The 22,821-nt window shown below is 69.2% G+C and carries 26 protein-coding genes, 2 pseudogenes and 1 riboswitch; of the genes and pseudogenes, 12 read left to right on the top strand and 16 right to left on the bottom strand.

Features of this window, described 5'->3' with window-relative positions:
• Window positions 1-30 precede the first annotated feature (30 nt).
• Complete coding sequence (gene pstS, locus ACFY1L_RS20805) at window positions 31-1,182, top strand: phosphate ABC transporter substrate-binding protein PstS (protein WP_388825987.1); 1,152 nt, start codon at window positions 31-33, stop codon at window positions 1,180-1,182.
• Here the strand turns inward: pstS and ACFY1L_RS20800 are convergent.
• From ACFY1L_RS20800 to ACFY1L_RS20790, 3 genes are all read right to left on the bottom strand, one after another.
• Window positions 1,142-1,525 (bottom strand): hypothetical protein, encoded by a 384-nt coding sequence (locus ACFY1L_RS20800; RefSeq protein WP_388825984.1) that lies wholly within the window; start codon window positions 1,523-1,525, stop codon window positions 1,142-1,144. The two genes, pstS and ACFY1L_RS20800, sit on opposite strands and share 41 nt — an antisense overlap.
• Window positions 1,526-1,623: 98 nt before the next feature.
• A complete protein-coding gene (locus ACFY1L_RS20795; protein ID WP_388825981.1) occupies window positions 1,624-2,478 on the bottom strand; it encodes an alpha/beta fold hydrolase in 855 nt (284 codons plus the stop codon).
• Between the two features lie 219 nt (window positions 2,479-2,697).
• A complete protein-coding gene (locus ACFY1L_RS20790; RefSeq protein WP_388825978.1) occupies window positions 2,698-3,708 on the bottom strand; it encodes a sigma-70 family RNA polymerase sigma factor in 1,011 nt (336 codons plus the stop codon).
• Window positions 3,709-3,860: 152 nt separating this feature from the next.
• Here ACFY1L_RS20790 and ACFY1L_RS20785 point away from each other — a divergent pair, with 152 nt between their 5' ends.
• Window positions 3,861-4,454, top strand: coding sequence for a dihydrofolate reductase family protein (locus tag ACFY1L_RS20785; protein ID WP_388825975.1), 594 nt, complete (start codon window positions 3,861-3,863; stop codon window positions 4,452-4,454).
• 30 nt (window positions 4,455-4,484) lie between these two features.
• Here ACFY1L_RS20785 and ACFY1L_RS20780 read toward each other — a convergent pair.
• Window positions 4,485-5,116, bottom strand: a pseudogene (locus ACFY1L_RS20780) (glyoxalase).
• Between the two features lie 381 nt (window positions 5,117-5,497).
• Window positions 5,498-5,956 carry a MarR family winged helix-turn-helix transcriptional regulator gene (locus tag ACFY1L_RS20775; RefSeq protein WP_388825972.1) on the bottom strand — a complete coding sequence of 153 codons (459 nt, stop codon included), beginning with the start codon at window positions 5,954-5,956 and terminating at the stop codon, window positions 5,498-5,500.
• Between the two features lie 64 nt (window positions 5,957-6,020).
• Here ACFY1L_RS20775 and ACFY1L_RS20770 point away from each other — a divergent pair, with 64 nt between their 5' ends.
• The 4 genes and pseudogenes from ACFY1L_RS20770 to ACFY1L_RS20755 all read left to right on the top strand — a co-directional run bounded on the left by ACFY1L_RS20770 (window position 6,021) and on the right by ACFY1L_RS20755 (window position 8,863).
• Window positions 6,021-6,389, top strand: coding sequence for a VOC family protein (locus ACFY1L_RS20770; protein WP_388825969.1), 369 nt, complete (start codon window positions 6,021-6,023; stop codon window positions 6,387-6,389).
• Between the two features lie 47 nt (window positions 6,390-6,436).
• Window positions 6,437-7,284 (top strand): annotated as a pseudogene (locus tag ACFY1L_RS20765) (transposase); the annotation flags it as partial.
• Between the two features lie 243 nt (window positions 7,285-7,527).
• Window positions 7,528-7,860 (top strand): hypothetical protein, encoded by a 333-nt coding sequence (locus ACFY1L_RS20760; protein WP_388825966.1) that lies wholly within the window; start codon window positions 7,528-7,530, stop codon window positions 7,858-7,860.
• 271 nt (window positions 7,861-8,131) lie between these two features.
• Window positions 8,132-8,863 (top strand): lysophospholipid acyltransferase family protein, encoded by a 732-nt coding sequence (locus tag ACFY1L_RS20755; RefSeq protein WP_388825963.1) that lies wholly within the window; start codon window positions 8,132-8,134, stop codon window positions 8,861-8,863.
• A gap of 74 nt (window positions 8,864-8,937) precedes the next feature.
• Here ACFY1L_RS20755 and ACFY1L_RS20750 read toward each other — a convergent pair whose 3' ends face one another.
• From ACFY1L_RS20750 to ACFY1L_RS20715, 8 genes are all read right to left on the bottom strand, one after another.
• Window positions 8,938-10,533, bottom strand: coding sequence for an alpha/beta hydrolase (locus ACFY1L_RS20750; protein WP_388825960.1), 1,596 nt, complete (start codon window positions 10,531-10,533; stop codon window positions 8,938-8,940).
• Between the two features lie 140 nt (window positions 10,534-10,673).
• Window positions 10,674-11,441 carry an urease accessory protein UreD gene (locus ACFY1L_RS20745; protein ID WP_388826899.1) on the bottom strand — a complete coding sequence of 256 codons (768 nt, stop codon included), beginning with the start codon at window positions 11,439-11,441 and terminating at the stop codon, window positions 10,674-10,676.
• Complete coding sequence (gene ureG / locus ACFY1L_RS20740; RefSeq protein WP_388825957.1) at window positions 11,429-12,106, bottom strand: urease accessory protein UreG; 678 nt, start codon at window positions 12,104-12,106, stop codon at window positions 11,429-11,431. Before ureG ends, ACFY1L_RS20745 begins: the two co-directional genes overlap by 13 nt.
• A 164-nt stretch (window positions 12,107-12,270) precedes the next feature.
• Complete coding sequence (locus tag ACFY1L_RS20735; protein WP_388825954.1) at window positions 12,271-12,945, bottom strand: urease accessory protein UreF; 675 nt, start codon at window positions 12,943-12,945, stop codon at window positions 12,271-12,273.
• Window positions 12,945-14,666, bottom strand: a complete 1,722-nt coding sequence (locus ACFY1L_RS20730; RefSeq protein ID WP_388825951.1) for an urease subunit alpha — start codon at window positions 14,664-14,666, stop codon at window positions 12,945-12,947. The genes ACFY1L_RS20735 and ACFY1L_RS20730 overlap by 1 nt, the downstream gene beginning before the upstream one ends.
• The gene (locus tag ACFY1L_RS20725; RefSeq protein ID WP_388825948.1) at window positions 14,659-14,970 is read right to left on the bottom strand and encodes an urease subunit beta; all 312 of its coding nucleotides are present in this window, start codon (window positions 14,968-14,970) and stop codon (window positions 14,659-14,661) included. The genes ACFY1L_RS20730 and ACFY1L_RS20725 overlap by 8 nt, the downstream gene beginning before the upstream one ends.
• A 10-nt stretch (window positions 14,971-14,980) precedes the next feature.
• Window positions 14,981-15,283, bottom strand: coding sequence for an urease subunit gamma (locus tag ACFY1L_RS20720; protein ID WP_010355509.1), 303 nt, complete (start codon window positions 15,281-15,283; stop codon window positions 14,981-14,983).
• A gap of 88 nt (window positions 15,284-15,371) precedes the next feature.
• Entirely contained in the window at window positions 15,372-16,022 is a 651-nt protein-coding gene (locus tag ACFY1L_RS20715; RefSeq protein ID WP_388825945.1) for a TetR/AcrR family transcriptional regulator, read from the bottom strand.
• A 117-nt stretch (window positions 16,023-16,139) separates the two neighbouring features.
• Between ACFY1L_RS20715 and ACFY1L_RS20710 the strand changes: the two genes are divergently transcribed.
• Window positions 16,140-17,153: an ABC transporter permease gene (locus ACFY1L_RS20710; protein ID WP_388825942.1), complete on the top strand. Its 1,014-nt coding sequence runs from the start codon at window positions 16,140-16,142 to the stop codon at window positions 17,151-17,153.
• Between the two features lie 78 nt (window positions 17,154-17,231).
• Here ACFY1L_RS20710 and ACFY1L_RS20705 read toward each other — a convergent pair whose 3' ends face one another.
• Window positions 17,232-17,519: a type II toxin-antitoxin system Phd/YefM family antitoxin gene (locus ACFY1L_RS20705; protein ID WP_388825940.1), complete on the bottom strand. Its 288-nt coding sequence runs from the start codon at window positions 17,517-17,519 to the stop codon at window positions 17,232-17,234.
• Window positions 17,520-17,582: 63 nt separating this feature from the next.
• Here ACFY1L_RS20705 and ACFY1L_RS20700 point away from each other — a divergent pair, with 63 nt between their 5' ends.
• The 3 genes from ACFY1L_RS20700 (at window position 17,583) to ACFY1L_RS20690 (ending at window position 19,561) form a co-directional block, all read left to right on the top strand.
• Entirely contained in the window at window positions 17,583-18,218 is a 636-nt protein-coding gene (locus tag ACFY1L_RS20700; RefSeq protein WP_388825937.1) for an ATP-dependent Clp protease proteolytic subunit, read from the top strand.
• Window positions 18,219-18,225: 7 nt separating this feature from the next.
• Window positions 18,226-18,534 (top strand): hypothetical protein, encoded by a 309-nt coding sequence (locus tag ACFY1L_RS20695; RefSeq protein ID WP_388825934.1) that lies wholly within the window; start codon window positions 18,226-18,228, stop codon window positions 18,532-18,534.
• A gap of 338 nt (window positions 18,535-18,872) precedes the next feature.
• Window positions 18,873-19,084, top strand: a riboswitch (cyclic di-AMP (ydaO/yuaA leader).
• A gap of 3 nt (window positions 19,085-19,087) precedes the next feature.
• Window positions 19,088-19,561 (top strand): C40 family peptidase, encoded by a 474-nt coding sequence (locus ACFY1L_RS20690; RefSeq protein ID WP_361272027.1) that lies wholly within the window; start codon window positions 19,088-19,090, stop codon window positions 19,559-19,561.
• A gap of 175 nt (window positions 19,562-19,736) precedes the next feature.
• On the opposite strand, the gene ACFY1L_RS20685 is transcribed toward ACFY1L_RS20690, so the two are convergent.
• Complete coding sequence (locus ACFY1L_RS20685) at window positions 19,737-20,195, bottom strand: ATP-binding protein (RefSeq protein WP_388825931.1); 459 nt, start codon at window positions 20,193-20,195, stop codon at window positions 19,737-19,739.
• Between the two features lie 212 nt (window positions 20,196-20,407).
• On the opposite strand from ACFY1L_RS20685, the gene ACFY1L_RS20680 reads away from it, so the two are divergent.
• The gene (locus ACFY1L_RS20680; protein WP_388825928.1) at window positions 20,408-21,268 is read left to right on the top strand and encodes a helix-turn-helix domain-containing protein; all 861 of its coding nucleotides are present in this window, start codon (window positions 20,408-20,410) and stop codon (window positions 21,266-21,268) included.
• A 16-nt stretch (window positions 21,269-21,284) separates the two neighbouring features.
• Window positions 21,285-21,512: a DUF397 domain-containing protein gene (locus ACFY1L_RS20675; protein WP_388825925.1), complete on the top strand. Its 228-nt coding sequence runs from the start codon at window positions 21,285-21,287 to the stop codon at window positions 21,510-21,512.
• 41 nt (window positions 21,513-21,553) lie between these two features.
• On the opposite strand, the gene ACFY1L_RS20670 is transcribed toward ACFY1L_RS20675, so the two are convergent.
• Entirely contained in the window at window positions 21,554-22,681 is a 1,128-nt protein-coding gene (locus tag ACFY1L_RS20670) for an 8-amino-7-oxononanoate synthase (RefSeq protein ID WP_388825922.1), read from the bottom strand.
• Between the last annotated feature and the right edge of the window lie 140 nt (window positions 22,682-22,821).

The following is a 22,821-nucleotide window of genomic DNA, read 5'->3' as shown; positions in this document are numbered from 1 at the left end:
GTCGTTACGCACAGGAAGGAACGCCCGACAGTGACGCCTCACCCGAAGAGCAGGCCGTATCCCCGGGCCATCGGCGCGGCGGCGGTCTGTGGCGCCCTGGTCCTGACCGGCTGCGGCGCGGAGCACAAGTCGTCCACCCCCTCCGGCACGGCGCCCGCCACTCCCCTCGCCTCCACCACCATCGCCGCCGGTGGCATCGCCTGCGGCAAGGCGGCCAACCTGCTGGCATCCGGCTCGACCGCGCAGCAGTACGCCATGCGGTACTGGATCAAGAACTTTACGCGGGCATGCCCAGGCACCCGGATCACCTACAACGGCACCGGATCCGGAGCCGGGCAGACGGACTTTCTGCAGGGCCGCACCGCGCTCGCAGGCTCCGACTCCGCGCTGAGCCCGGATCAGATCGCCCAGTCCAAGAGTGTCTGCGCCGACGGCGGGCGCGCCGTCGACCTGCCGATGCTCGGCGGCCCGATCGCGGTCGGCTACAACGTCCGGGGAGTCAGCAAACTGGTCCTCGACGCCCCCACGCTCGCGAAGATCTTCGACTCGCAGATCACCATGTGGAACGATCCCGCGATCGCGAAGCTCAACCCGGGCACCACGTTGCCGAAGATGCCGATCCGGCCGTTGCACCGCGCCGACGCCTCGGGCACCACCGACAACTTCACCTCCTACCTGAGCGCCACCGCATCCAGCGCCTGGCCGTACAAGCACGGCAAGCAATGGGTCGCCAAGGGCGGCCAGTCCGCCACAGGCTCCTCAGGTCTGGCCACCAAGGTCAAACAGACAGCGGGCGCGATCGGCTACTTCGAATTGCCGTACGCCATCGACAACGCCATCCCCACGACCTCCATCGCCACGGGCGCCCCTTCCCCCGTCGACCCGAACATCATCAACGCGTCGAAAGCCATCGCAGGAGCGAAGATGTCCGGTAGCGAGGGCGACATCACGCTCACCCTCGACTACACGACCAAGGCCGCGAACGCCTATCCCATCGACATGGTCACCTACGAAGTCGTCTGCAACAAAGGCAACAAGCCGGCAACCTGGCCCGCCACCAAGGCTTTTCTCGCCTACATCGCCGGCCAGAAAGGCCAGCAGGACCTCAGTTTCGAGGGCTACGCCACGCTCCCCGCCGACGTCATCGCCAAAGTCCGAGCCAGCATCGACAGCATGCCTTGACCGCATACGCAGCAGCGAGCCGGTCGCCTTCCGGCCCGCCGACACCGGCATCTCGACGCCATCGACGCCTGCGCCCGAACCGCGGGACGGCCGGCAAGACGGCCAGTTCGCCAAGCACCAGCAGGACGAACCCGGCCTTCGGCAGCACCGAGCCCAGCAGATCGCCGCGCGAGCGGTATCCCCAGTCGTCGGCGGCGACCGTGGAGCCCTTTCTCGTCGGCTCGCTGCCCGCGTCGACATACCCCTCGCCGGTACGCTCGCCGGCGAAACGCCACGTCGCGCGGCAGGTGTACAACTGTGTGCCCTTGTAGCTGTGGGTCGTGCACCGACGCACGTCCAGCACGCCGGCCCGCTCCCCCGTGGCCAACGGCTCGACTTGGTCTGTTCCCCGCCAGCAGCTACGAACTGCGGTCGAGAGGGCGAACGTTGCCTGATCCGGCACTAGCCGACACGGCCTCCGGCGGTGTGCTCGAGGATCGCCGGGACGATCGTCGCCCAGTCGGCTCGCTCGACCCCGTGGCCGGCGTCCTGCAGAGCCAACAGCCTGCCTGCGGGGATCTGTTCTGCGAGTGCCTCACCGTGACCGAGCGGGAACATCGGATCGGCGGTCCCGTGGATCACAAGCGTGGGCACGGCGATCGAGGACAGGGGCGGTTGTGAGCCTTCGCCGTCCGGCAGTACATCGTGGTTGCGGGCCGCGGCGAAGTCGTGTGCGCGCTCGACGTCGCGACGGACAAGGCTACGGGCGGCAGTCTCGTCGAACGGGCGTCGTCCCCCCGAGAGCATGCGCGCGTAGGCGACCAGGTAGTCGATCACCGACTCTGCTTCCGACCAATCGACCTGCACGGACGAGACGAACCGCATGAACTCCTCGGTCGGCCCAGGAAGCTCGCGGTCGCCGGGCACAGCGGAGGACGTGCTGATCAGGACGAGCGACAGGACGCGGTCGGCGTAATTGAGCGCGAGCAGTTGCGCGAACGCTCCTCCGGCCGAGACGCCCACGACGTGCGCGGCTGGGATCTCATGGGCGTCGAGCACGCGGGCGGCGTCACCGACCAGGTCCGACGCGGTGTACCCGGGACGGCCCGGCTCGTAGGTGACCGATCGGCCGGTGTCCCGGTGGTCGTAACGAATGACGAACCGCCCGCCCCCGGCGAGCATCCGGCAAAAGCCCTCCTCCCACCAGAGCATCGAAGCCCCCGTGCCCATGATGAGCAGGACGGGCGGATCCGACGGGTCGCCGAAGGATTCGGTGCACAGCTCGATGCCGTCCGCCTCGATCATGCGCTCGGCCATCGCCGGCTCCCTTCTCCTGCCGCTCCTGACCGATTGTGCCCATCCGTCGGGGCATCGGTCAGGCAGCAGCCCGGTTGCAGACTCCGTGGCGCCGGCGGGCTGCGAAAGGGTTTGGCGGCGCTGAGTTGAGTGGCCGTTCTCCCAGCCGATGCCTGGCGGGAGGGCGGCGTAAGTGGCGTCACCACAGGACAAGTAGGGCGAGCCAGGACGTCCTGCCGACTATCGCTTTGGGAGTGATCGCGGTAGCCCGAACCATGGAAGCACGCTGTTGTCGAAGCGGGTCATGGCGCAGATCCGGTCGCCGGTAAGGGTGAGGACGTAGAGACCGGTCCCGTGGCGGATGCCGGTCGGGGTGCGCAGGTAGGCTCCGAACGCCGGTTGGCCGTTGGCTCGCGTGGGGATGAGGTCGAACCTGCGTCCTGCGCGGAAGATGCTGGCGCAGAAGCGTGCCGTGACTTCTCGGCCCTGGTACTCGAAAGGCATCGGCGGCATCGACATGAAGACGTCGTCGGTGAGTAGGGCCACCAGCGCATCGACATCGGCCGCCTCCCACGCGCGGACGAACTTCGCCACGACCGCCTCCTCGGAGGGTGACTCGGAGGCGGGCTGCGGCCGACGGTCGTCGCTCGTGGGCCGTTGGTGCTGCAGGCTGGCGCGCGCCCGCTTGAGGACGCTCTTGACCGACTCGACGCTGGAGTCCAGCATGTCGGCCACTTCGTCGGCGTGGAATCCGAGGACGTCGCGCAGGATGAGCACGGCCGTCTGGCGTGGCGGCAGGATCTGCAGGGCAGTCACGAAGGCCAGGGAGACGGATTCGGTCTGCTCGTAGCGGGCCTCTGGGCCGAGCGGGGCGTTGACGGCACCCTCGATGAGGGCGTCGGGGTAGGGCTCGAGCCAGACGACTTCGCCGAGTCGGGTCGGCTCGGGCGGTTCGACATTGGGCACCTCCCAGGGCCTGCCAGGGCGTCGGGCTGCCGACCGGCGTGCGTTGAGGCACCGGTTGGTGGCGATCCGGTACAGCCAGGTGCGCAGCGAGGAGCGCCCCTCGAACCCCGCGAAGCCCCGCCAGGCGGCCAGCAGCGTGTCCTGCAGAACGTCCTCGGCGTCCTGGAACGATCCGAGCATCCGGTAGCAGTGCACCTGCAGCTCCCGGCGGTACGGCTCGGTCAGCTCCCGGAACGCCTCGCCGTCCCCGGCCCGCGCCCGGGACATCAGGTCGCCGGTTACCACCCTTGCGTCACCTTCTTCCTGCACCTCGCGGCACTTCCATCGTGTACGGACACCGCCCGAAGAGCGAAGGGGGCGGTCCGCGGGCGCCCCCTTCGCGACGCCGCGGTGTCTACCCCAGCAGTAGTCGGCAACGCCAACCAAGGAGAACCACGATGGGAAAGATCATCATCAGCGAGAACGTCTCACTCGACGGTGTCGTCCAGGACCCGACCGGCGACGAGGGCTTCAGCCGCGGCGGCTGGTTCCTTCAGCTGGGGGACGAGGACCGCGAAGCGTGGGCCAAGCGCCTGCTCGACGAGGCACTGGGCGCCGAGGCCCTGCTGCTTGGCCGGCGTAGCGACGAGTGGTTCGCCGCGCGGTGGCTGTCCCGCAATGGCGAGTGGGCGGACAGGTTAAACAGCTTGCCCAAGTACGTCGTGTCCTCCACCCTCCAAGAGCCCAGGTGGAGCAACTCGACGGCATTCAAGGGCAGGGTGCTCAACGGCGACGTGGTGGACGAGGTCGCGAAGCTGAAGCAGGAGCTGGACGGCGACATCGTCGTCTACGCCAGCACCCAGCTCGTGCACACACTGCTGGAGCACGACCTCGTTGACGAACTGCGGCTCACCATCTTCCCGGTCGTGCTCGGGGCCGGCGAGCGCCTCTTCGGCGAGACCACCGGCAGGGAACCCATGCGCCTCATCGACACCCGCACCGTTGGTGACGGTCTCGCCTTCCTCACCTACCAGCTCGTCCGAGACGCATGAGTGCTGTGCCGTAGACGGAGGTGATTCGGCTCAGGCGGTGGCGGTCAGGGGTGCAGTGGCTTCCCAGACGAACCCGTCCGGGTCGCTGAACGGGCCGGCGGCGCTGGAGAGCACGAGCCGGTGCGATCCGGTGCCGTCGACGGGGACACCCGCATCCTTGGCGAGAGCACGGCGCTTGTACAGAGCGAGCTTGACGGGGCCCGACCCGGTGGCGAACTCGACGTACTTGCCGCCGAAGCTCTTACCCACACTGAGGCCCTGCTCGACGTAGAACTGCTTGCTGGCCTTCACGTCCTCGACGCCCAACAGCAGCACGAGCTCGCCGAAGTCCCGGGTGACCGGGGCCGTGTCCTTCCTTGCCGACGTCGCGATCTTCCAGATTGTGCCGTCCGGGGCCTGAACGACGCCGCCGTAGCCCCACAGCGACTTCGAGGTGGGCTTGAGGGCGGTGGCGCCGCCGTCGAGGGCGGCGTCGACGAGGGCGTCGACGTTGCCCGGCTGGGACACCACAAGCGCAGAGTGAAGCCGCGGAAACCGGTCGTGGGGGCCTCGGAGGCGCGCAGGCGCACTTGCGACGGGTCCAGCCCGAAGGCGGCGGAGTAGAAGCGGCCGGCGGCCGTGGTGTCGGCCACCTCAAGTGTGATGGAGTCGATGGAGTTCATGTCTTCGACGGTATGGGCGGCCGGGTCACCGATGCTTCTCGAAAACTGCTCAGTCCGGCTGCGGCACGGGGCCACGAGCTCGAGCGGCTCTCCGACCACCGCCCCGCCCACTGGTCGTCTACTTCGTCCTGGGTCTCGCATGGTTCTCGTCCGCGCTGTTTCCGGAAGTGCTGCGGCATCTGACCGAGCGGCTGCGTGTGGGACTTGTGGACCAGCTGGCGGATCGCGGCGAAGTCCTCGCTGTTTGTAAAACTCACGCTCTAGGAAACCTGAGTACAGAGGGTGCAGTCGGGGTGTGTTGGTTTTCGAGGTCGCCGACACGGATGTGAAGCTCGGCTGCACTCCTGTCCGAGCGCGACGAGACGTGCCCCGCGGAGCGAGCTATGCACCCTCGTCGGCACCGCGCAGGGAATGGATCATGCTTTGCAGGATCCGGAACGCCTCTGACTGCTCGGTCCCGGTCAGGCCGGCCAGCATTCTGGCCTCGACGGACCGGACGGCGGCGCTCGCCTTCTCGAGGCTTCGCCGGCCGCGGGGCGTGAGCCGCGTGGGAAGCACCTTCCCGACGGGTGCCTCCGCGGGCCTGGTCACGTAGCCGTCTCGTTCCAGGGCCTGGAGCAGCACGTTCATCGTCTGCCGTGTCACGAACGCGCCCCGTGCGAGCTCGGAGTTCGACAGGCCCGGCCGTTGCGCCAGCAGCTCGAGGCAGGAGTAGTGCGTCACGCTCATCCCGAGCGGCCGCAGCACTTCCTCCATGGCCGCGCGCAGCGCGCTCGACGCTTCTTTGAGCAGGTAGCCCAGTGACGTCTCCAGGTCGACGCCGACACCTTCTTGACTCATGTCAGTATTCTGACATACGTTGATGCGTGTCAGAAAACTGACATGCAAAAAGGAGTGTCATCATATGCCCGCCACCGGCCCCGACTTCATCTCGCTCCAAGTACGCGACCTCGACGCTTCGCAGGCGTTCTACGAGCAGTACCTGGGCCTCGTCCGCTCGCCCGCCGGACCTGCGCACGCCGTCGTCTTCGAGACGAAGCCGATCGCGTTCGCACTCCGCGACGTCATTCCCGGCACCGACCTCGCATCCGTCGCCCAGCCCGGCATCGGTGCCGCGATCTGGCTCCACGCCACAGACGTCCAGGCCATCCACGACGCGCTCGTCACCGACGGTCACACCATCGTCTCCGCACCGATCGACGGCCCCTTCGGCCGGACCTTCACCTTCGCCGACCCCGACGGCTACCAGGTCACGCTCCACGACCGCGCCTGACCGACCCAACCCCACCGGACCATCATCAGCGGTTGCGCCCCCCGCTCGTGCGCGACGCCACCTTCCGCCCTGCCGACCTCACGACGTTCTGCCAGCCGGATCACCTCGGCCTGGAAGTGGTCGGCCAACAGCTGCGCGACTGTCCGGGGGTGCCGCGCGACAGCGTGCCGCGCCGACCGGCGCACATCCCGCTCGGCTGGCGGGCAACGATCCTGCACGTCCCATCCACCGCCACCGCCGTTCGGACTGCGGGCAGGTCCGGCGCCAAGACACGACCGCGGCCGCCGCGCCTAGGGCGAAACTCCCGCCGCAGGCGGTGATGCGGGCGTTGAAGAGTGTCGTCATCGACCGGATGTCGATCGCCCGGATCGCCGCCGGGCTCGGGGTGTCCTGGCGACCGGCCGCCAATTGCTGATCGCCGACCCGACCCGCTTCGACGGTGTCCAAGCCTTAGGCGTGGATGAGCATGCGTGGCGCCACACCCTCCACGGGGACAAGCTCGTCACCGTCATCACTGATCTCACCCCGGTCCGCGACGGCACCGGACCGTCGAGACTGCTGGACATAGCCGAATGCCGACCCAAGCAGGTGTTCAAGACCTGGCCCGTAGGCCCAGAGGCCAGCGTTCCGCGACGGGATCAGATCGCGGCCATGGACGGCTTCACCGGCTTCAAGACCGCCGCAGCCGACGAAGTCCCCGATGCAGTCGCGGTGATGGACCCGTTTCATGTTGTCGCCCTGGCCGGCGATGCGCTGGACCGATGCCGCCAACGCGTCCAGCAAGACACCAACGGGGCCCGCGGGCGGCCGGGTCGGTGATCCGCTCTACGGCATCCGCACAGTGCTGCGCACCGCTGTCAGCCAGCTCACCGACCGCCAACACGCCCGACTCGCCATCGACGGTCCGCAGGTACCGTCCGTGAGCCTCACAACGGCACGGCACGCCCTTCACGGGCCAGCTCCCCGGCGAAGCCGAATACATCGACTACGGCTTCTATTGCCGCCTCGAACCGAGCGGCGACGAACCCTGCAATGCCGACGGCATTGGCACGAAGCTTGACTACAACCGTCCCTACCGCGCATGCCGTTGGGACGTCGCCAGCCGGCGAATGCCCCTGTTGCGGCCTGTGCCCGGCGCATGCAAGGTGTCGACGCCATCGGTTGGGACATTCGCCCTGCCACCGAGTTGCTTCGTGGATTCCTTGGCCCCGAGCAGGTTGATGGCGGTCGCGTACCGGTCGGTCATCTGGCCTTCGCGCGTGAGTTCCGCAGCTTCCCGGTCCTTGTCCTGCGTGTGGGTGAACAAGTCACGGATGTGACGGAAGTTGCGATGCGTGTAGTGGAGCCCAATGCCTGCGACGATCCCGGCGCCGACTGCTACGACGGCTGTGCGGAAGCCACCACCAAAGCCGTCGAGCACAGGAAGACCGCCGCATTCAAGGGCCACATGCTCGCCACTGAGCAGCCGTGATTGCGTCACGCTGCGGCTTCCGGTTGATACCTACCCGCCAGTAGCAGCACGCTGGTCCGGCGGTCGTCCCCACCCGCACGAAACACCCCAACCGCCACACCTGACGAACCATCAGGAACCTCAGCATTGGGTCAGGATTGGGTCAGCATCAGTCCGATCAGACCCGGTTCCACCCGACTACACCTGCACATAGACTGGCACCCCACCCCGTGCCCTCTGACCAGCTAGAACGCGGCGGTTGAGCCGATCCGCTAAAGTGAGGAGCGACCCCTTGTTCTATTACGTACTCAAATACGTGTTGTTGGGACCTCTGCTGAGACTGGTCTTCCGGCCTCGCATCGAAGGCCTCGAGCATGTGCCGGCCGAAGGTGCGGCGATCGTCGCCGGCAACCATCTGTCGTTCTCGGACCACTTCCTGATGCCGGCGATGCTCAAGCGCCGTATCACCTTCCTCGCGAAGAAGGAGTACTTCACGGGTCCGGGTATCAAGGGTCGTCTCACCGCGGCCTTCTTCCGCAGCGCGGGCCAGATCCCGGTGGACCGCAAGGGCAAGGAGGCGGGTCAGGCCGCGATCCGCGAGGGCCTCGGCGTGCTGCGCAAGGACGAACTGCTCGGCATCTACCCGGAGGGCACGCGCTCGCACGACGGCCGCCTCTACAAGGGCAAGGTCGGCGTCGCGGTGATGGCACTGAAGGCCCAGGTCCCGGTGATTCCCTGCGCGATGATCGGCACTTTCGAGGCGCAGCCGCCCGGCAAGGTCATCCCGAACATCCACCCCGTCGTCATCCGCTTCGGCAAGCCCCTGGACTTCTCCCGCTACGCGGGCATGGAGAACGAGAGGGCGATCCTGCGCGCCGTGACCGACGAGATCATGTACGCGATCCTGTCGCTGTCCGAGCAGGAGTACGTCGACGAGTACGCGGCCGTCGCGAAGGCGGCGCAGACCGAGGCGGCCGGGGCCGCGGAGAAGAAGCGGCCCTTCCCGCGAATGCCGCTGGGATAGGGCGAGTTGAACAAGTGCGAGGGGCGGCCGGGTTGTTCCGGCCGCCCCTCACTTCGTTCTCGTACGACTACCGGTTACGGCTTGGGCGTGGCGTGCGGGGTGCAGGTCACGTCCGCGGCGTCCAGCTTGCCGGTGAGCAGGTAGTCGTCCACCCGCTGGTTGATGCACGGGTTGACCAGGCCGGTCACACCGTGCGAGCCCGCGTCCTTCTCGGTGATCAGGCGGGAGCCCTTGAACCGCTCGTGCAGTTCGACGGCGCCGTCGTACGGGGTGGCGGCGTCACGCGTGGACTGCACGATCAGCACCTGCGGCAGACCCTTGTGGGTCTTGACGTTGACCGGGTTCTGCTGCTTGACCGGCCAGGTCGCACAAGGCAGGTTGAGCCATGCATTGGCCCAAGTCATGAACGGATACTGCTTGTTGAGCTCGGTGTTGTCCTTGTCCCACTTCTTCCAGCTGGTGGGCCACTTGGCGTCGGTGCACTCGACGGCCGTGTAGACGGCGTTGCCGTTCTCCGAGGCGATGTTGCCCGCGGTGTCGGACAGGTCCGGGGCGGCCGCGTCGACCAGCGCCTGGGTGTCGCCGGCGAAGTACTTGCTGAAGACCGTCGCGACCGGCACCCACGAGGAGTCGTAGTACGGGGCGCTCTGGAAGAAGCCGATCAGCTCGGCCGGGCCGACGACCCCGCCGATGGGGTTCTTCTTCGCGGTGGCCCGAAGCTCCAGCCACTTCGACTGGACCGCGGCACGTGTGGTGCCGAGGTGGAAGGCGGCGTCGTTGGCGGCGACCCAGTCCTCCCAGTCCTTCCAGCGGCCCTCGAAGGCGACGTCCTGGTCCAGGTTGGCCTGGTACCAGATCTTCTCCCGCGACGGGTTGACCACGCTGTCCACGATCATGCGGCGCAGGTGGCCCGGGAACATCGTGCCGTAGACGGCGCCGATGTAGGTGCCGTAGGAGACGCCCAGGTAGTTGAGCTTCTTCTCGCCCAGCGCGGCACGGATCACGTCCAGGTCGCGCACCGTGTTGGGCGTGGTCATCTGCGCGAGGACGTCCTTGCCGCTGCGGTCGGCGCAGCCCTCGGCGTACTCGCGGGCCAGCTTGCGCTGGGCCGTCTTGTCGGCCTCGCTGTCCGGCACCGGGTCCATCTTCGGGGCCTTCACGAACTCCTGCGGGTCGATGCAGGAGATGGGCGCCGAGTGGCCGACGCCGCGCGGGTCGAAGCCCACGAAGTCGTACGCCTTGGCAGTGTTGGCCCAGATCGGGTTCTTGGTCGTGACCCGGCGCGGGAAGCGCAGGCCGGAACCTCCGGGACCACCGGGGTTGTAGACGAGCGCGCCCTGGCGCTCCTCCTTCGTCCCCGTGTTGCCGATGCGGTCGACGGCGAGCTTGATCTGCTTGCCGTACGGCTTGGCGTAGTCGAGCGGGACGCTGACATAGCCGCACTGAATGGGCTTCTCGAGCCCCCAGTCCGCGGGACAGTCCTGCCAGTCGATGCCGGCCTTGGCGGCTCGCGCGGCGGTGATCGCCGCGCCACGGGCCTCACGGTCCTGCCCGTGCCGCGAGCCGGCGCTCGCGTTCGCGGTCGGCGCGGCGACGGCACCGGCTATGAGCGTCGCGGTGACCAGCGCCCCTGCCGAGCCGAGCACCGTCGTCCGCCTGTTCCGTCTCATATCCCTCAAGTGGGATCTCCCCCCAACGTCTTTGCGATTGGTAGAGGGATCCTCGCGGCTGTGAGCTGCCTGGGAACAGGGGTCGTTGACCTTCTTTGCCAATCCGATAAACGGAGAGACCCGTCCCGCTCAGCGGTGACTCAACCGAGCTCGGCGAGCGCCTCGTCCAGCACCCGCCGCAGCCGCAGCGCGTCGGCCGCCACAGCGCTCACGAGCACAGCGGGCCCGGCGAGCGGCACCAGGGCGGCACCGTCCCCAAGTACCCGGGCCGCCACCGGTTCCACCCCGAACTCCGGCCGTACGACGACGAGTTGCCCCACGGCCCGATGCCCGCCCAGCACGGCGGGACCGTCCCACCCACCGGGCGCTCCAGGCCCGCAGGCCAGTTCCTGATCGAGCACGACGCGCCCCGCGACGCGCACCGTAAGACGACTGGCAAGCCGCCCGGGTTCCTCCCCCACCCGACCGAGTACCTGCTCCTCACGCAGTACGAGCCGCGCGGCGGCACCGAGTTCGACCCGGGTGGTGACGTACAGGTCACTGCCCTTGGCGGAGATCAACTGCTCGGGCAGCCAGACCAGTTCACCTTGGTCGGCCACCCGGAGCCGTACGTCGTAGTGAGCCTCCCCCTTCGCCTGCCCGGGCAGCGCGATGGTGGCGGCGGCCGACCCGACGCGCAGCCGCGCGCCGCTCTCCACCTCCGCCTCCACGGCGAAGGCGTCGCCGCCGAGCGGTCCGCTCATCGCCCCGACGAGCATGACCCGGGCCTCGGTGCCGCTCCCCCGGGTCCGCCGCAGCGCGAGCGGTCCGTCGCCCTCCAGCACGGGCAGGGCGGTACCGCCTCTGCCGTCCTCCCGGGCGACGATCCGGGCGGTGGCCCGCACCCCGCTCACGGTCACGCCGTCCAGGCGGCGAGCTGCGCCCGCACCCACGCGGCGACGTCGCCCACACCGGCCTCGCTCCTCAACGACTGGAAGACGACGGGCAGTTCGGCACGCTGGGCCTTGGCGTCGGCCGCCATCCGCGCGAGGTCGGAGCCGACGTGGGGCGCGAGGTCGGTCTTGTTGACGACGAGCAGGTCGGCGGTGGTCACACCCGGCCCGCCCTTGCGCGGAATGTCATCCCCGCCCGCGACATCGATGACGAAGATCTGCGCGTCGACGAGCCCCTTGGAGAAGGTCGCGGTGAGATTGTCCCCACCGGACTCGACCAGGATCAGATCCAACGGCCCGACCTCGGCCTCCAGGTCCTCGACGGCCTCGAGGTTGGCGGAGATGTCGTCCCGGATCGCGGTGTGCGGACAGGCCCCCGTCTCCACGGCAGTGATCCGCTCGGGCGGCAACACGGCTTCCCTGAGCAGGAATTCGGCGTCCTCGCGGGTGTAGATGTCGTTAGTGACGACGGCGAGGGAGAGTTCGTCGCGCAGGGCGCGGCAGAGCGCGGCGACGGTGGCGGTCTTGCCCGACCCGACGGGACCGCCGAGCCCGATCCGCAGGGCACGGCGGGAACCGTCGGGCCGGTGAGCATCGGCGCTTATGGCGGCGGGGCCGTCGTGGGTGTGGTCGAGGTGCATATACGGCTCCTATACAGCTGTGCCTGGCACTTCGGCCCGTCCGGCGTTTGAGGACGAGGCCGTTCAGGCCGATCGGGGGTCCAGGGGGCGGAGCCTCCTGGCGGGGTCGAAGGGGCAGATCCCCTGGTGGTGGGACGGGTAGGGGCGGCGGGGGCGACAACCTCCTACGACGCGAACAGCCGTACAGCCCAAGCGGCATGCACCTCCGCCCCGATCTCCAACAACGGCGCAGAAGCCGCAGGCAACGCATCGACCCCGTCGTCGACAACGGCCCGCGCCGCCTCCACCGCCCGATCCGCGACGCGATCCACCTCCGGCGCCAGCCGAGCCAACACCCCCGTGGCATCGAAGGGATCAAGACTCAGCAACCGCACCGTCGCACTCGCCGGCCCACTGACACTTTCGTAGGCCGCGCAGTAAGCCGCATCCTCGGCCCCCAGCCCCGCCGCCCGGGCCGCAAGCCCCAACACGACCGGCTGATGGGCCCCCTTGGGGAACTCCCGTGCCAGGCCGTCGAGTTCAGCAGAAGGCCAGGTCGCCCGAGCCGCCCGCATCAACTGCCGCCCCAGCTTCCGCGCGGCAACCCGCAACGCAGGCGACGGCGTCCGCGCGTCCGCAGCCGCGTCCAACTCCACCGGATCCACACCGAGTACGGCAGCGGCGGCGAGCGAGGCCGAGACCAGACCCGTGGTGTGCAGCCGTCCCCGGCAGAAGGACTCCAGGCTCGCCGCCCCGGTGATCCGCCCGGCCTTCACGGCCGCCTCGGCCCCGCCGGAGTGCGCATGCCCCCCGGCGGGAAAGCGCCCGTCGGCCAGAACCAGTAGTGCAGCCCTGGACATCAGAAGAGGAAGTACCGCTGGGCCATGGGCAGTTCGGCGGCAGGCGTGGCCTCCACCAGCTCCCCGTCGATGTGCACGGCGAAGCTGTCGGGGTCGACCTGCACCCGCGGCCGGGCGTCGTTCTCCCGCATGTCCGCCTTGGTCACCCCGCGCGTCGACTCGATGGCGACGAACCGCTTCGCGAGCGAGAGCCGCTCCGGCAGCCCGTCCTCGATGGCGAGCGGGGCAACGAAGTTGAAGGAGTTGGAGGCGGGCGCCCGCCCGATCGCCCCGTACATCGGCCGCGGCAGGATCGGCTGCGGCGTGGGGATCGAGGCGTTGGCGTCGCCCATCTGCGCGTAGGCGATCTGCCCGCCCTTGACGACCAGATGCGGCTTGACGCCGAAGAACGCGGGCTCCCACAGCACGAGGTCGGCGAGCTTCCCGGTCTCCACCGACCCGACCTCGCGCGCAAGTCCCTGCGCGACCGCGGGATTGATCGTGTACTTGGCGACGTAGCGCCGTACCCGGCGGTTGTCCGCACGCCCGTCCCCCGGCAGCGCTCCGCGCCGCCGCTTCATGACGTGCGCGGTCTGCCAGGTCCGCATGATCACCTCGCCCACGCGCCCCATGGCCTGGGCGTCGGACGAGATGATGGAGATGGCGCCCAGGTCGTGCAGTATGTCCTCCGCCCCGATCGTGGACGGCCGGATCCGCGACTCGGCGAACGCCAGGTCTTCGGGCACCGCCGGGTTGAGGTGGTGGCACACCATCAGCATGTCGAGGTGTTCCTCGGCGGTGTTGACGGTGAACGGCCGCGTCGGGTTCGTCGAACTCGGCAGCACATACGGCTCGGAGACCACGGTCATGATGTCCGGCGCATGCCCGCCGCCCGCGCCCTCGGTGTGGTACGCGTGGATACCGCGTCCGCCGATCGCGGCGAGCGTGTCGCCCACGAACCCGGCTTCGTTCAATGTGTCCGTGTGGATGGCGACCTGGATACCCGTCTGGTCCGCCACGGTCAGCGAGGCGTCGATGACGGCCGGGGTCGATCCCCAGTCCTCGTGCAGCTTGAGACCCAGCGCACCGCCCCGGATCTGCGACAGCATCGCCTCGCGCGAGACGGTGTTGCCCTTGCCGAGGAAGCCGATGTTGAGCGGGTACTCCTCCATCGCCTCCAGCATCCGCGCGAGGTGCCACGGGCCCGGCGTCACGGTCGTGGCCTTCGAGCCCTCGGCCGGACCGGTGCCGCCACCGACCAGTGTCGTGACACCGGCGGACAGCGCCTCGTCGGCGATCTGCGGACAGATGAAGTGCACGTGCGCGTCGATGGCGCCGGCCGTCAGGATCCGCCCGTTGCCCGCGATGACCTCGGTCTCCGGGCCGATCACCAGATCCGGATGCACCCCGTCCATCGTGTCGGGGTTGCCGGCCTTGCCGATCCCGGTGATCCGGCCGTCACGGATGCCGACGTCGGCCTTGACGATCCCCCAGTGGTCGACGATCACCGCACCGGTGATGACGGTGTCCGGGGTGCCTTCTGCGCGCGTAGCACGCGACTGGCCCATGGACTCCCGGATGACCTTGCCGCCGCCGAACACCGCCTCGTCACCGGCGAGTCCGGGCCCGCCGGAACGATCCTCCTCGATCTCGACGACGAGGTCGGTGTCGGCGAGCCGGATGCGGTCGCCGGTGGTGGGGCCGAACAGGTCGGCGTACGCGGCACGCGAGATCTCAGGCATCGAGGGCACCTCCGGTCTCCCCGCGCAGCCCGGGCACCACTCGGGCACCGGAGAGCGGGACGAGTTCTACGTCTACGGGGATTCCGGGCTCGAAGCGCACGGCCGTACCCGCGGCGATGTTGAGCCGCTTGCCGCGCGCGGCTGCGCGGTCGAAGTCCAGACCGGGGTTGGCCTCGGCGAAGTGGTAGTGGGAGCCGACCTGGACGGGCCGGTCGGCGGCGTTGAGGACGGTCAGGCGGGTGACCTCGCGGCCCTCGTTGTACACAACGGGCTCGTCCGCGAACAGGATCTCGCCGGGAATCATCGAGGCCCCCTCAGACGATCGGGTCGTGGACGGTGACGAGCTTGGTGCCGTCCGGGAAGGTCGCCTCGACCTGGACGTCGTGGATCATCTCGGGGATGCCCTCCATGACGTCGTCCCGGGTGAGCAGCTTGCGTCCCGAGGCCATGAGCTCGGCGACCGTACGGCCGTCACGGGCGCCTTCGAGGATGTGCGACGTGATGAGGGCGACGGCCTCGGGGTGGTTGAGCTTGAGCCCGCGGGCCCGGCGCTTCTCGGCCACGTCGGCCGCCACGTGGATGAGCAGCCTCTCTTGCTCGTGCGGGGTCAGTTGCACGTCCCACCTCACAGTCCTCGCTCCGGACCGTGCGGGGTCCGGTTGCCTCAGCCGCCGGGAAAAGTCCCTGGTGGCGTGGATCGGCAGGCTAGTTGGACCGAGTTTCAAGCAAGTTAACCGAGCTGTGATCCTGCACGCTCATCAACGCCCGTAGACCGTCCCGCAGGACCTCGCTCGACGCCGGCCCGAACAGGGCCTGCTGCGCGAGGAAACCCATCGCGGCGGCCATCATCGTGCGGGCCACGCGGTCCGGGGGCACGTCCGACCGCATCATCCCGGCGTCCTGGTACCCCTCGGCGATCCGTGTCCACGCATCCTGGACGGCGCCGTAGCCCTCGCGCAGCAGGGCCGCGAGCTCGTCGTTGCGGAGCGTCTCCGTCCAGACCTGGACGACCAGCCTCGGGAACGCGGGCCGCCCGTCCACGGTCACGGACTCCCTGCTGGCGAGGACGCCGCCCAGGACCGACGCCACCAGAAGGTCCGGAGGCGGGGGCGGGCTGCTGTGGGCCGCCGCCTCGAAACCCTCGTGGACCTGGCCGAGCACCTCGCCGACGATCGCGGCGATGAGCTCCTCCTTGCCGCTGAAGTAGCGGTACACGGCTCCGGCCGACAGATCGACCTCCTTCAGCACGTCCTGCATGGACGTGGCATGGAACCCGTTGCGGGCGAAGCAGCGCGCGGCGCCGTCGAGGATCTGCCGGCGGCGGGCGTCGAGGTGTTCCTGGGATACGCGGGCCATGGTTCCCAAATTAAAACGAACATTCCTTCTTGACAAGGGACCCCGGACGGCAGGACGGTGGTGCCACAGCTAAAACGAACGATCCTTCTTTTTGACTCCGCCCCGAAGAGGAAGCCCATGTCCGCCACATCCGCTACCCCCGCAAGGACACAGACCCGCCGCCTGATCGCGGTCGTCGTCCTCGTCCCCGTCCTCGCCGCCCTGGCGCTGTGGGCCTTCGCCTGGCCCGCCGCCCGCACCGCCCCGCGCGACCTGCCGCTCGGCGTGGCCGGGCCCGCCGCGGCGACGGTCCAGGTGGAGAAGCAACTGGCGCAGCACAAGGGTGCGTTCGAGATCCACCGCTACGCCGACGAGGCCGCGGCCCGCGACGCCATCGAGGACCGGACCGTATACGGCGCGGTCGTCGTCACCACCCAGGGCCCCGAGCTGCTGACCGCGTCGGCCGCAGGCCCCGTCGTGGCGCAGATGCTGCAGCAGGCGGTGGCACAGCAGGCGTCCGCCGACGGCACTCAGGTCCGGACGGTCGACGTCGTGGCCGCACCGGAGAAGGACCCGCGCGGCGCGGCCCTGACCGCCAGTGTGCTGCCGCTCGCCCTGGCCGGGATCACGGCGGGCGCGGTGGTGACGATGCTCGGGCTGCGCGGATTCCGTGCCGTGACCGCGCTGGTCGGTGCTGCCGCCCTGGTCGGCGTGGCCGGCGCCGGCATCGCGCACAGCTGGCTCGGAGTGCTCACCGGTGACTGGTGGGCGGAGGCCGGCACGCTGGGCCTTGCGACGCTGGCCGTGAGCGGCGCGGTCGCCGGACTCGCCGCACTCGTCGGTCAGGCCGGCATCGGGCTGGTCGCCGGTGTGGTGATGCTGTTCGGCAACCCCTTCTCCGGCGCGTCCTCGGCGCCGCAGATGCTGCCGGAGCCGGCCGGCACGATCGGCCAGTGGCTGCCGCCGGGCGCCGGCACGACCCTGCTCCGGTCGGTGTCGTTCTTCGACGGCGCGGCGGCGACCGGCCCCGCCCTGACACTCACCTGGTGGGCCGCGCTGGGCCTGGGCGCCGTAATCCTCGGCAACGCGCTCAAGGGACGCACGAAGACCGCGGAGCCGACCGTCGATCGGCAGCTCGCCCCCGTCGGCTGACCGCCCGCCACCTCACCCCAGGACCGGCCGTGCACCCCGCAGTAGCGGACGGGGTGCACGGTCTTTGCGTTGCGTCTCTTACGAGGCGCCGCTTCCCCGGTGGTGCGCCGCGATGCCGAAGCGCTGCTGTTCGCGAGGAGCGGACGCCACCTCGCGGACCGAGGAGACCGAGCTGATCACCTGCTCCTCGGCCGGTTCCTCGAGCTCCTGGAGCTTTTCCAGTCGTGCCAGGTCGGCGGCGGAGACGAGGGCGACGAGGGGCTTGCCGTGCCGTGTCACGACGACGCGCTCACCGCCGTACACCACCCGGTTGATCAGGTCGGCGAGCTCAGCCCTGGCTTGCGTCACCGGAATCTCGTAGGCCATACCCCCATCATAACGTCACGTACGTCCTGTACATTTTTTACAGACGCCGAAGGAGGGGTACCCATGACCCGACCGACCGCCCGCTACGTCCTGCCCGAGTTCACCGAACGCACGAGTTACGGAACCAAGTCGATGGATCCGTACTCGAAGCTGCTGGAGGAGCGGATCGTCTTCCTCGGCACGCAGATCGACGACACCTCGGCGAACGACGTGATGGCGCAGTTCATGTACCTGGAGCACAAGGACCCCGACCGGGACATCGCGCTGTACATCAATTCGCCGGGCGGCTCGTTCAGTGCGATGACGGCGATCTACGACACGATGCAGTACGTCACCTGCGACGTGGAGACGACCTGTCTGGGCCAGGCGGGTTCCTCCGCCGCGGTGCTGCTGGGCGCCGGCGCGCCGGGCAAGCGGTTCGTGCTGCCGGGTGCCCGCGTGGTGATCCACCAGCCGGCTCTGACCGAGCCCGTCGAGGGACAGGCCAGTGATCTGGCCATCCAGGCAGCGGAGTTGACGCGGACGCGCAACCGCCTGGAGGAGATGCTCGTACGGCACACGGGACGCAGCCCGGAGCAGGTCAACGCGGACATCGAGCGGGACAAGATCCTGGACGCCCAAGGGGCTGTCGACTACGGGCTGGTGGACCAGATCATCCCCAGCCGCAAGGCCACCCTCGCCCCGCCCACCGGGCGGTGAGCGTCCGGTGCTCCCACCCGAACTTCCGCCGTTGCCCGCACTCACGCGCGCCGAAGGCGAGTTGATCGACCGCTACCTCGACGTGGTCGACCTGCTCGGCCGCATCAACCCGGCGCACCACGGGGACACGTACCGCGGACTGCGCGCCGCGCAGGCGCTGGTGAGCAAGGCCGCCGAACTGCGCGACGCGCTCGCGCTGATGCACCAGCGGGGCGAGACCGAGCTGCACGCCCCCACGCTCGGGCGGGCCCTCAGGGTCCTGGACGGAGAGCGGCGCACGGCCCGGGTCACCGTGCCGCCGCAGACCGACAGTTGACGCACGTACGACCGGTCCGGACGCCCTGACCCGACGGCGAGGCGTCCGGACCGGCGTTCAAACGGACCAAATGGCGTACCCCCTTTTGGAGTAGACACGGCTCCCTTTTCACGACCGTCAGGGTTGCGCAACGCGCGTATCCAGAGGGCGGAATGAACTGTTCCGCCGCAGGTCCGAGGCTCGTCGGGGGCCTCAACGCCCCCTCGAACACAGGGGTGTCCACCCGAACGGGTGAGTGGTGAGTAACAACACAAACACCCGTTTCCATTGGGATTTTCGGACTTCTTTAGGTGAAGATCCCTTCCTGACGACAAGCCCCCGCCGCAGCGGCGGGGCGGTCCGGGCGGACGCCGAGTCCTGCCGCCTCCCGGATGACCGGTCGACAGGAGTGGATCGGCAGGAGTGGAGGACCCAAGCAAGACGGGTCGCCGGAACGGTCACGCCATGACCGGGTCGAGCAGCCCTTGGGGTGAAGCCGCGTCAGCGGCCGGGCAACTTCGCCAGCCCGAATCCGACAGGTCATCCTTCACAGGCGGCTGACGAAGGGTTGCGCATGACTGCGCTCAATCGTGTCCCGTCGCTGATGGCCCGGGCCGGTACGGCCTCGGCTCTGACCATTGCCGCTGTGGGCGGCTCCATCGTGGTCCCGGGTGTCGCCTCCGACGCCGCGGCCGCCACGCCGGCGACGAAGGCACTTCAGATCGCGGCCTCGAAAAAGGGTTCCCCCTACAAGTGGGGCGCCACGGGGCCACGGCGATTCGACTGCTCAGGGCTCACGCTGTACTCGTTCAAGAAGGCGGGCAAGAAGCTGCCCCGTACGGCGGCCCAGCAGTACAACAAGACCCACCACATCTCGTCGAAGAGCCGCAAGGCCGGAGACCTGGTGTTCTTCCACTCGGGCTCCAACGTCTACCACGTGGGCATCTACGCCGGGAAGGGGAAGATCTGGCACGCCCCGAAGACCGGGGACGTCGTAAAGCTGCAGAAGATCTGGACCAAGAGCGTCTGGTACGGCCGGGTCAGCTGACTCTCCCGCGGGGGCGACGCCGACCTGACCGGCCGTCGTCCCCGCGGGCCTGCCCCGGACCCTGCCGGTCACCCGTACGCCCTCTTCGCCTTCCCGCTGCCCCTTGCCTTCGCCCCGCGCTTCCCGTCCCTCGGCACGGTCCAGCGCGCCCTCCGCCCTGCAGCGCCGGCTTCCGCTACGGCTCCTGGGGCCCCCCGGCCGTCACCGGCTGGGCCGGCACGGTCCACGGGAGTTCGATGGAGACCGTCTTGCCGCCCTCGCGGGTCGGGCGCACCTGGAGGCGGCCGCCGCACTCGGCGGCCAGCCAGCGGATGATCACCATGCCTCGGCCGTTGTCCTGCTGGACGGCGGCCGGCAGTCGTTTCGGGAAGCGGGGGTGGCTGTCGGTGACGCCGATGCGCAGCTGTTCGTCACGGTCGAGCTCGATGTCCACCGTGAAGGTGGGTGACTGCCCGAAGGTGTGCTGTACGGCGTTGGTGGCGAGTTCGGAGACGATGAGACGGATCGTCTCGGCCACTTCCGTGTCGGCCGGCAGCCCCCACTCCGCCAGGGTGGTGACCACGTAACCGCGAGCCGCGGAGACCGAGGCGGGAACGCTCGGCAGAGTGACGGATGCTTCCAGATGGTCTGCCATGGCGCGGTCGTCCCTTTCCCACGGGACCGGAGTCCGACACGGAGCGGATGGTTCGAGTACGGTCCCGGACTGGTGCTTCTTCGCCAGACTGCCATTACCGCGCCGGTCACGGGTGGGATCCACCAAGATATGCATATATCTGTCGCTCAAAGCGGTGAACTCTGCGACGGGAGACCGTATTTGGGTGGCCCGGAAGGAGTAAGGAGTAGCGCATGCAGCACGGTCCCGCGGTACGCCGCCGGAAGCTGGGCGCCGAACTGCGTGCGTTGCGCACGGGTGCGGGGCTCACCAGTGGCGAGGCGGCCCGAATGGTGGGCTGGCACCAGTCCAAGGTGAGCCGGATCGAGACCGGGTCCAGCGGGGCAAAACCGGCCGATGTGCGGTTACTTCTCGACGTCTACGGCGTGGCCGACGCCCAACTGCGGGAATTGATCCTGGTGTTGGCGGGTTCCGACGAGGGCAGCGGCCGCCATCATTGGTGGCACGCCTATCGCGGCGTACTGCCGCCGACCTACCGGGATTTCATCAGCCTGGAGTCCCAGGCGAGCGCGATGCGCACCCTGGAGACCTCCGTCGTACCCGGTCTGTTGCAGACGCCCGAGTACGCGCGCGCGGTGACCCGCGCTGCGGTCGACGGGCTGGACGACGAGCGGCTCGACGCCCTGGTCGAGGTGAGGCTGGCCAGGCAGGACGTACTGCGTGCCGATCCGCCGCTGGAGCTGAGCGCGGTGCTGGACGAGGCGGTGCTGCACCGGGAGATCGGCGGCCCCGACGTCATGGCGCAGCAACTCGGGCGGCTCGTCGAGGCGGCGCGTCTACCTCAAGTGCGGCTTCAGGTACTGCCGTTCGCTGCCGGGGCGCATGTCGGCGTCACCGGACCTTTCGTTATCTTCTCATTTTCGCGCACTTCTGATCTGGATGTGGTTGTTCTCGACCACTTGACGAGTAGCCTCTACCTCGAACGGAAAGAAGACCTCCAGGCCTATACCGAGGCCTTCAACGCCCTTCAGATCCACGCCCTTTCGCCCGAGGACTCGTTGGATTACATCGCCGGGATAGGTGACGGCGCGTAACGCGTAAGGAGGCACCATGTCTGCACTGCCTCGGAACGTAACTTCCAGTACCGATCTGCACGGCGTGCGGTGGCTGCGCAGCAGCTACAGCACAGGCGCGAACAACTGCGTCGAGACGGCACTGCCGCACTCCGGCCCCTGCGCCGGGCTGCTGGCCGTGCGCGACTCCAAGGACCCGGCCGGACCCGCGCTGCTCTTCTCCCCCGAGAGCTGGGCGGGCTTCACGGCCGCGTTCCGTTCCTGATCAGTTCCGCATCGTGCGACACACGGCCGTGTCACGCCGACTCATGGTCGCGTCTCGCCGATCACACGCACAGCGCGTTCGATCTGCTCCCCGGAGAGGTCCGCGCGGGCGGTCAGCCTGAGCCGTGAGATGCCGTCCGGCACGGACGGCGGACGGAAACAGCCCACGGCAAGGCCTGCCGTACGGCAGTCGGCCGCCCACTGCACGGCCTCCTCCGGGGACGGCGCGCGCACGGAGACGACCGCGGCGTCCGGACGTACCGCCTCGTGACCCGCGGCGGTCAGGCGTGCGTGCAGTTCGGCCGCCACCTCGCGGGCCCGCGCCGCGCGCTCCGGCTCGCGGCGCAGCAGCCTGAGGGCCGCCAGGGCCGAGCCCGCCGCCGCGGGGGCGAGGCCCGTGTCGAAGATGAACGTGCGGGCCGCGTTGACCAGGTGGTCGATGACCCGGGCGGGCCCGAGCACCGCTCCGCCCTGGCTGCCGAGCGACTTGGACAGCGTGACCGTGACGACCACGTCGTCGGCGCCCGCGAGTCCCGCCGCCTGCGCCGCGCCCCGGCCGCCGTCGCCCAGGACGCCGAGCCCGTGGGCGTCGTCGACCAGCAGCCCCGCACCGCGCTCCCGGCACGCGGCGGCGTACTCGGCCAGCGGGGCGGCGTCGCCGTCGACGGAGAAGACCGTGTCGGAGACGACGACCGCGGTGCCCTCGTGCGTCCGCAGCGCCTTGCGGACCGCCTCCGGGTCGGAGTGCGGCACGACCTGTGTGGTGCCGCGGGCCAGCCGGCAGCCGTCGATCAGCGAGGCGTGGTTGCCCGCGTCGGAGACGATCAGCGAGCCGTGCGGGGCGAGCGTGGTGACCGCGGCGAGGTTGGCCGCGTAGCCGGAGGAGAAGACGAGCGCCGCCTCGAAGCCGCAGAAGTCGGCCAGTTCGCGCTCCAGCTCGGTGTGGAGTTCCGTCGTACCGGTGACGAGCCGCGAGCCGGTCGAGCCGCCGCCCCAGGTCCGCGCCGCCCCGGCCGCGCCCTCGGCGACGGCGGGATGGTGGGCCAGACCCAGGTAGTCGTTGCTCGCGAGATCCAGGAGCGGGGAGTCGGCCGGGCGCGGGCGCAGGGTCCGTACGAGTCCGGCGCGGCGGCGCAGCTCCGCCTGCTCGTCGATCCAGCCGAACGCCATGACTCCTCCGGGGCTTTTGTAGGCAGTGGACAGACACTAGCCGCAGCGGCCGCACCCCATGATGTGGCAATACCCACACGACGAAGTGCCTCTCTTGTTCAATCTCTCCTTGGCCGGGAGCGCTTCCTTAGGACAGGATC

Source organism: Streptomyces sp. NPDC001663 (assembly GCF_042893105.1).
In the GTDB taxonomy this organism is placed as follows: domain Bacteria; phylum Actinomycetota; class Actinomycetes; order Streptomycetales; family Streptomycetaceae; genus Streptomyces.
Note: the sequence above shows the minus strand (reverse complement) of the source record. Positions and strands in the feature narration are given on the sequence as shown.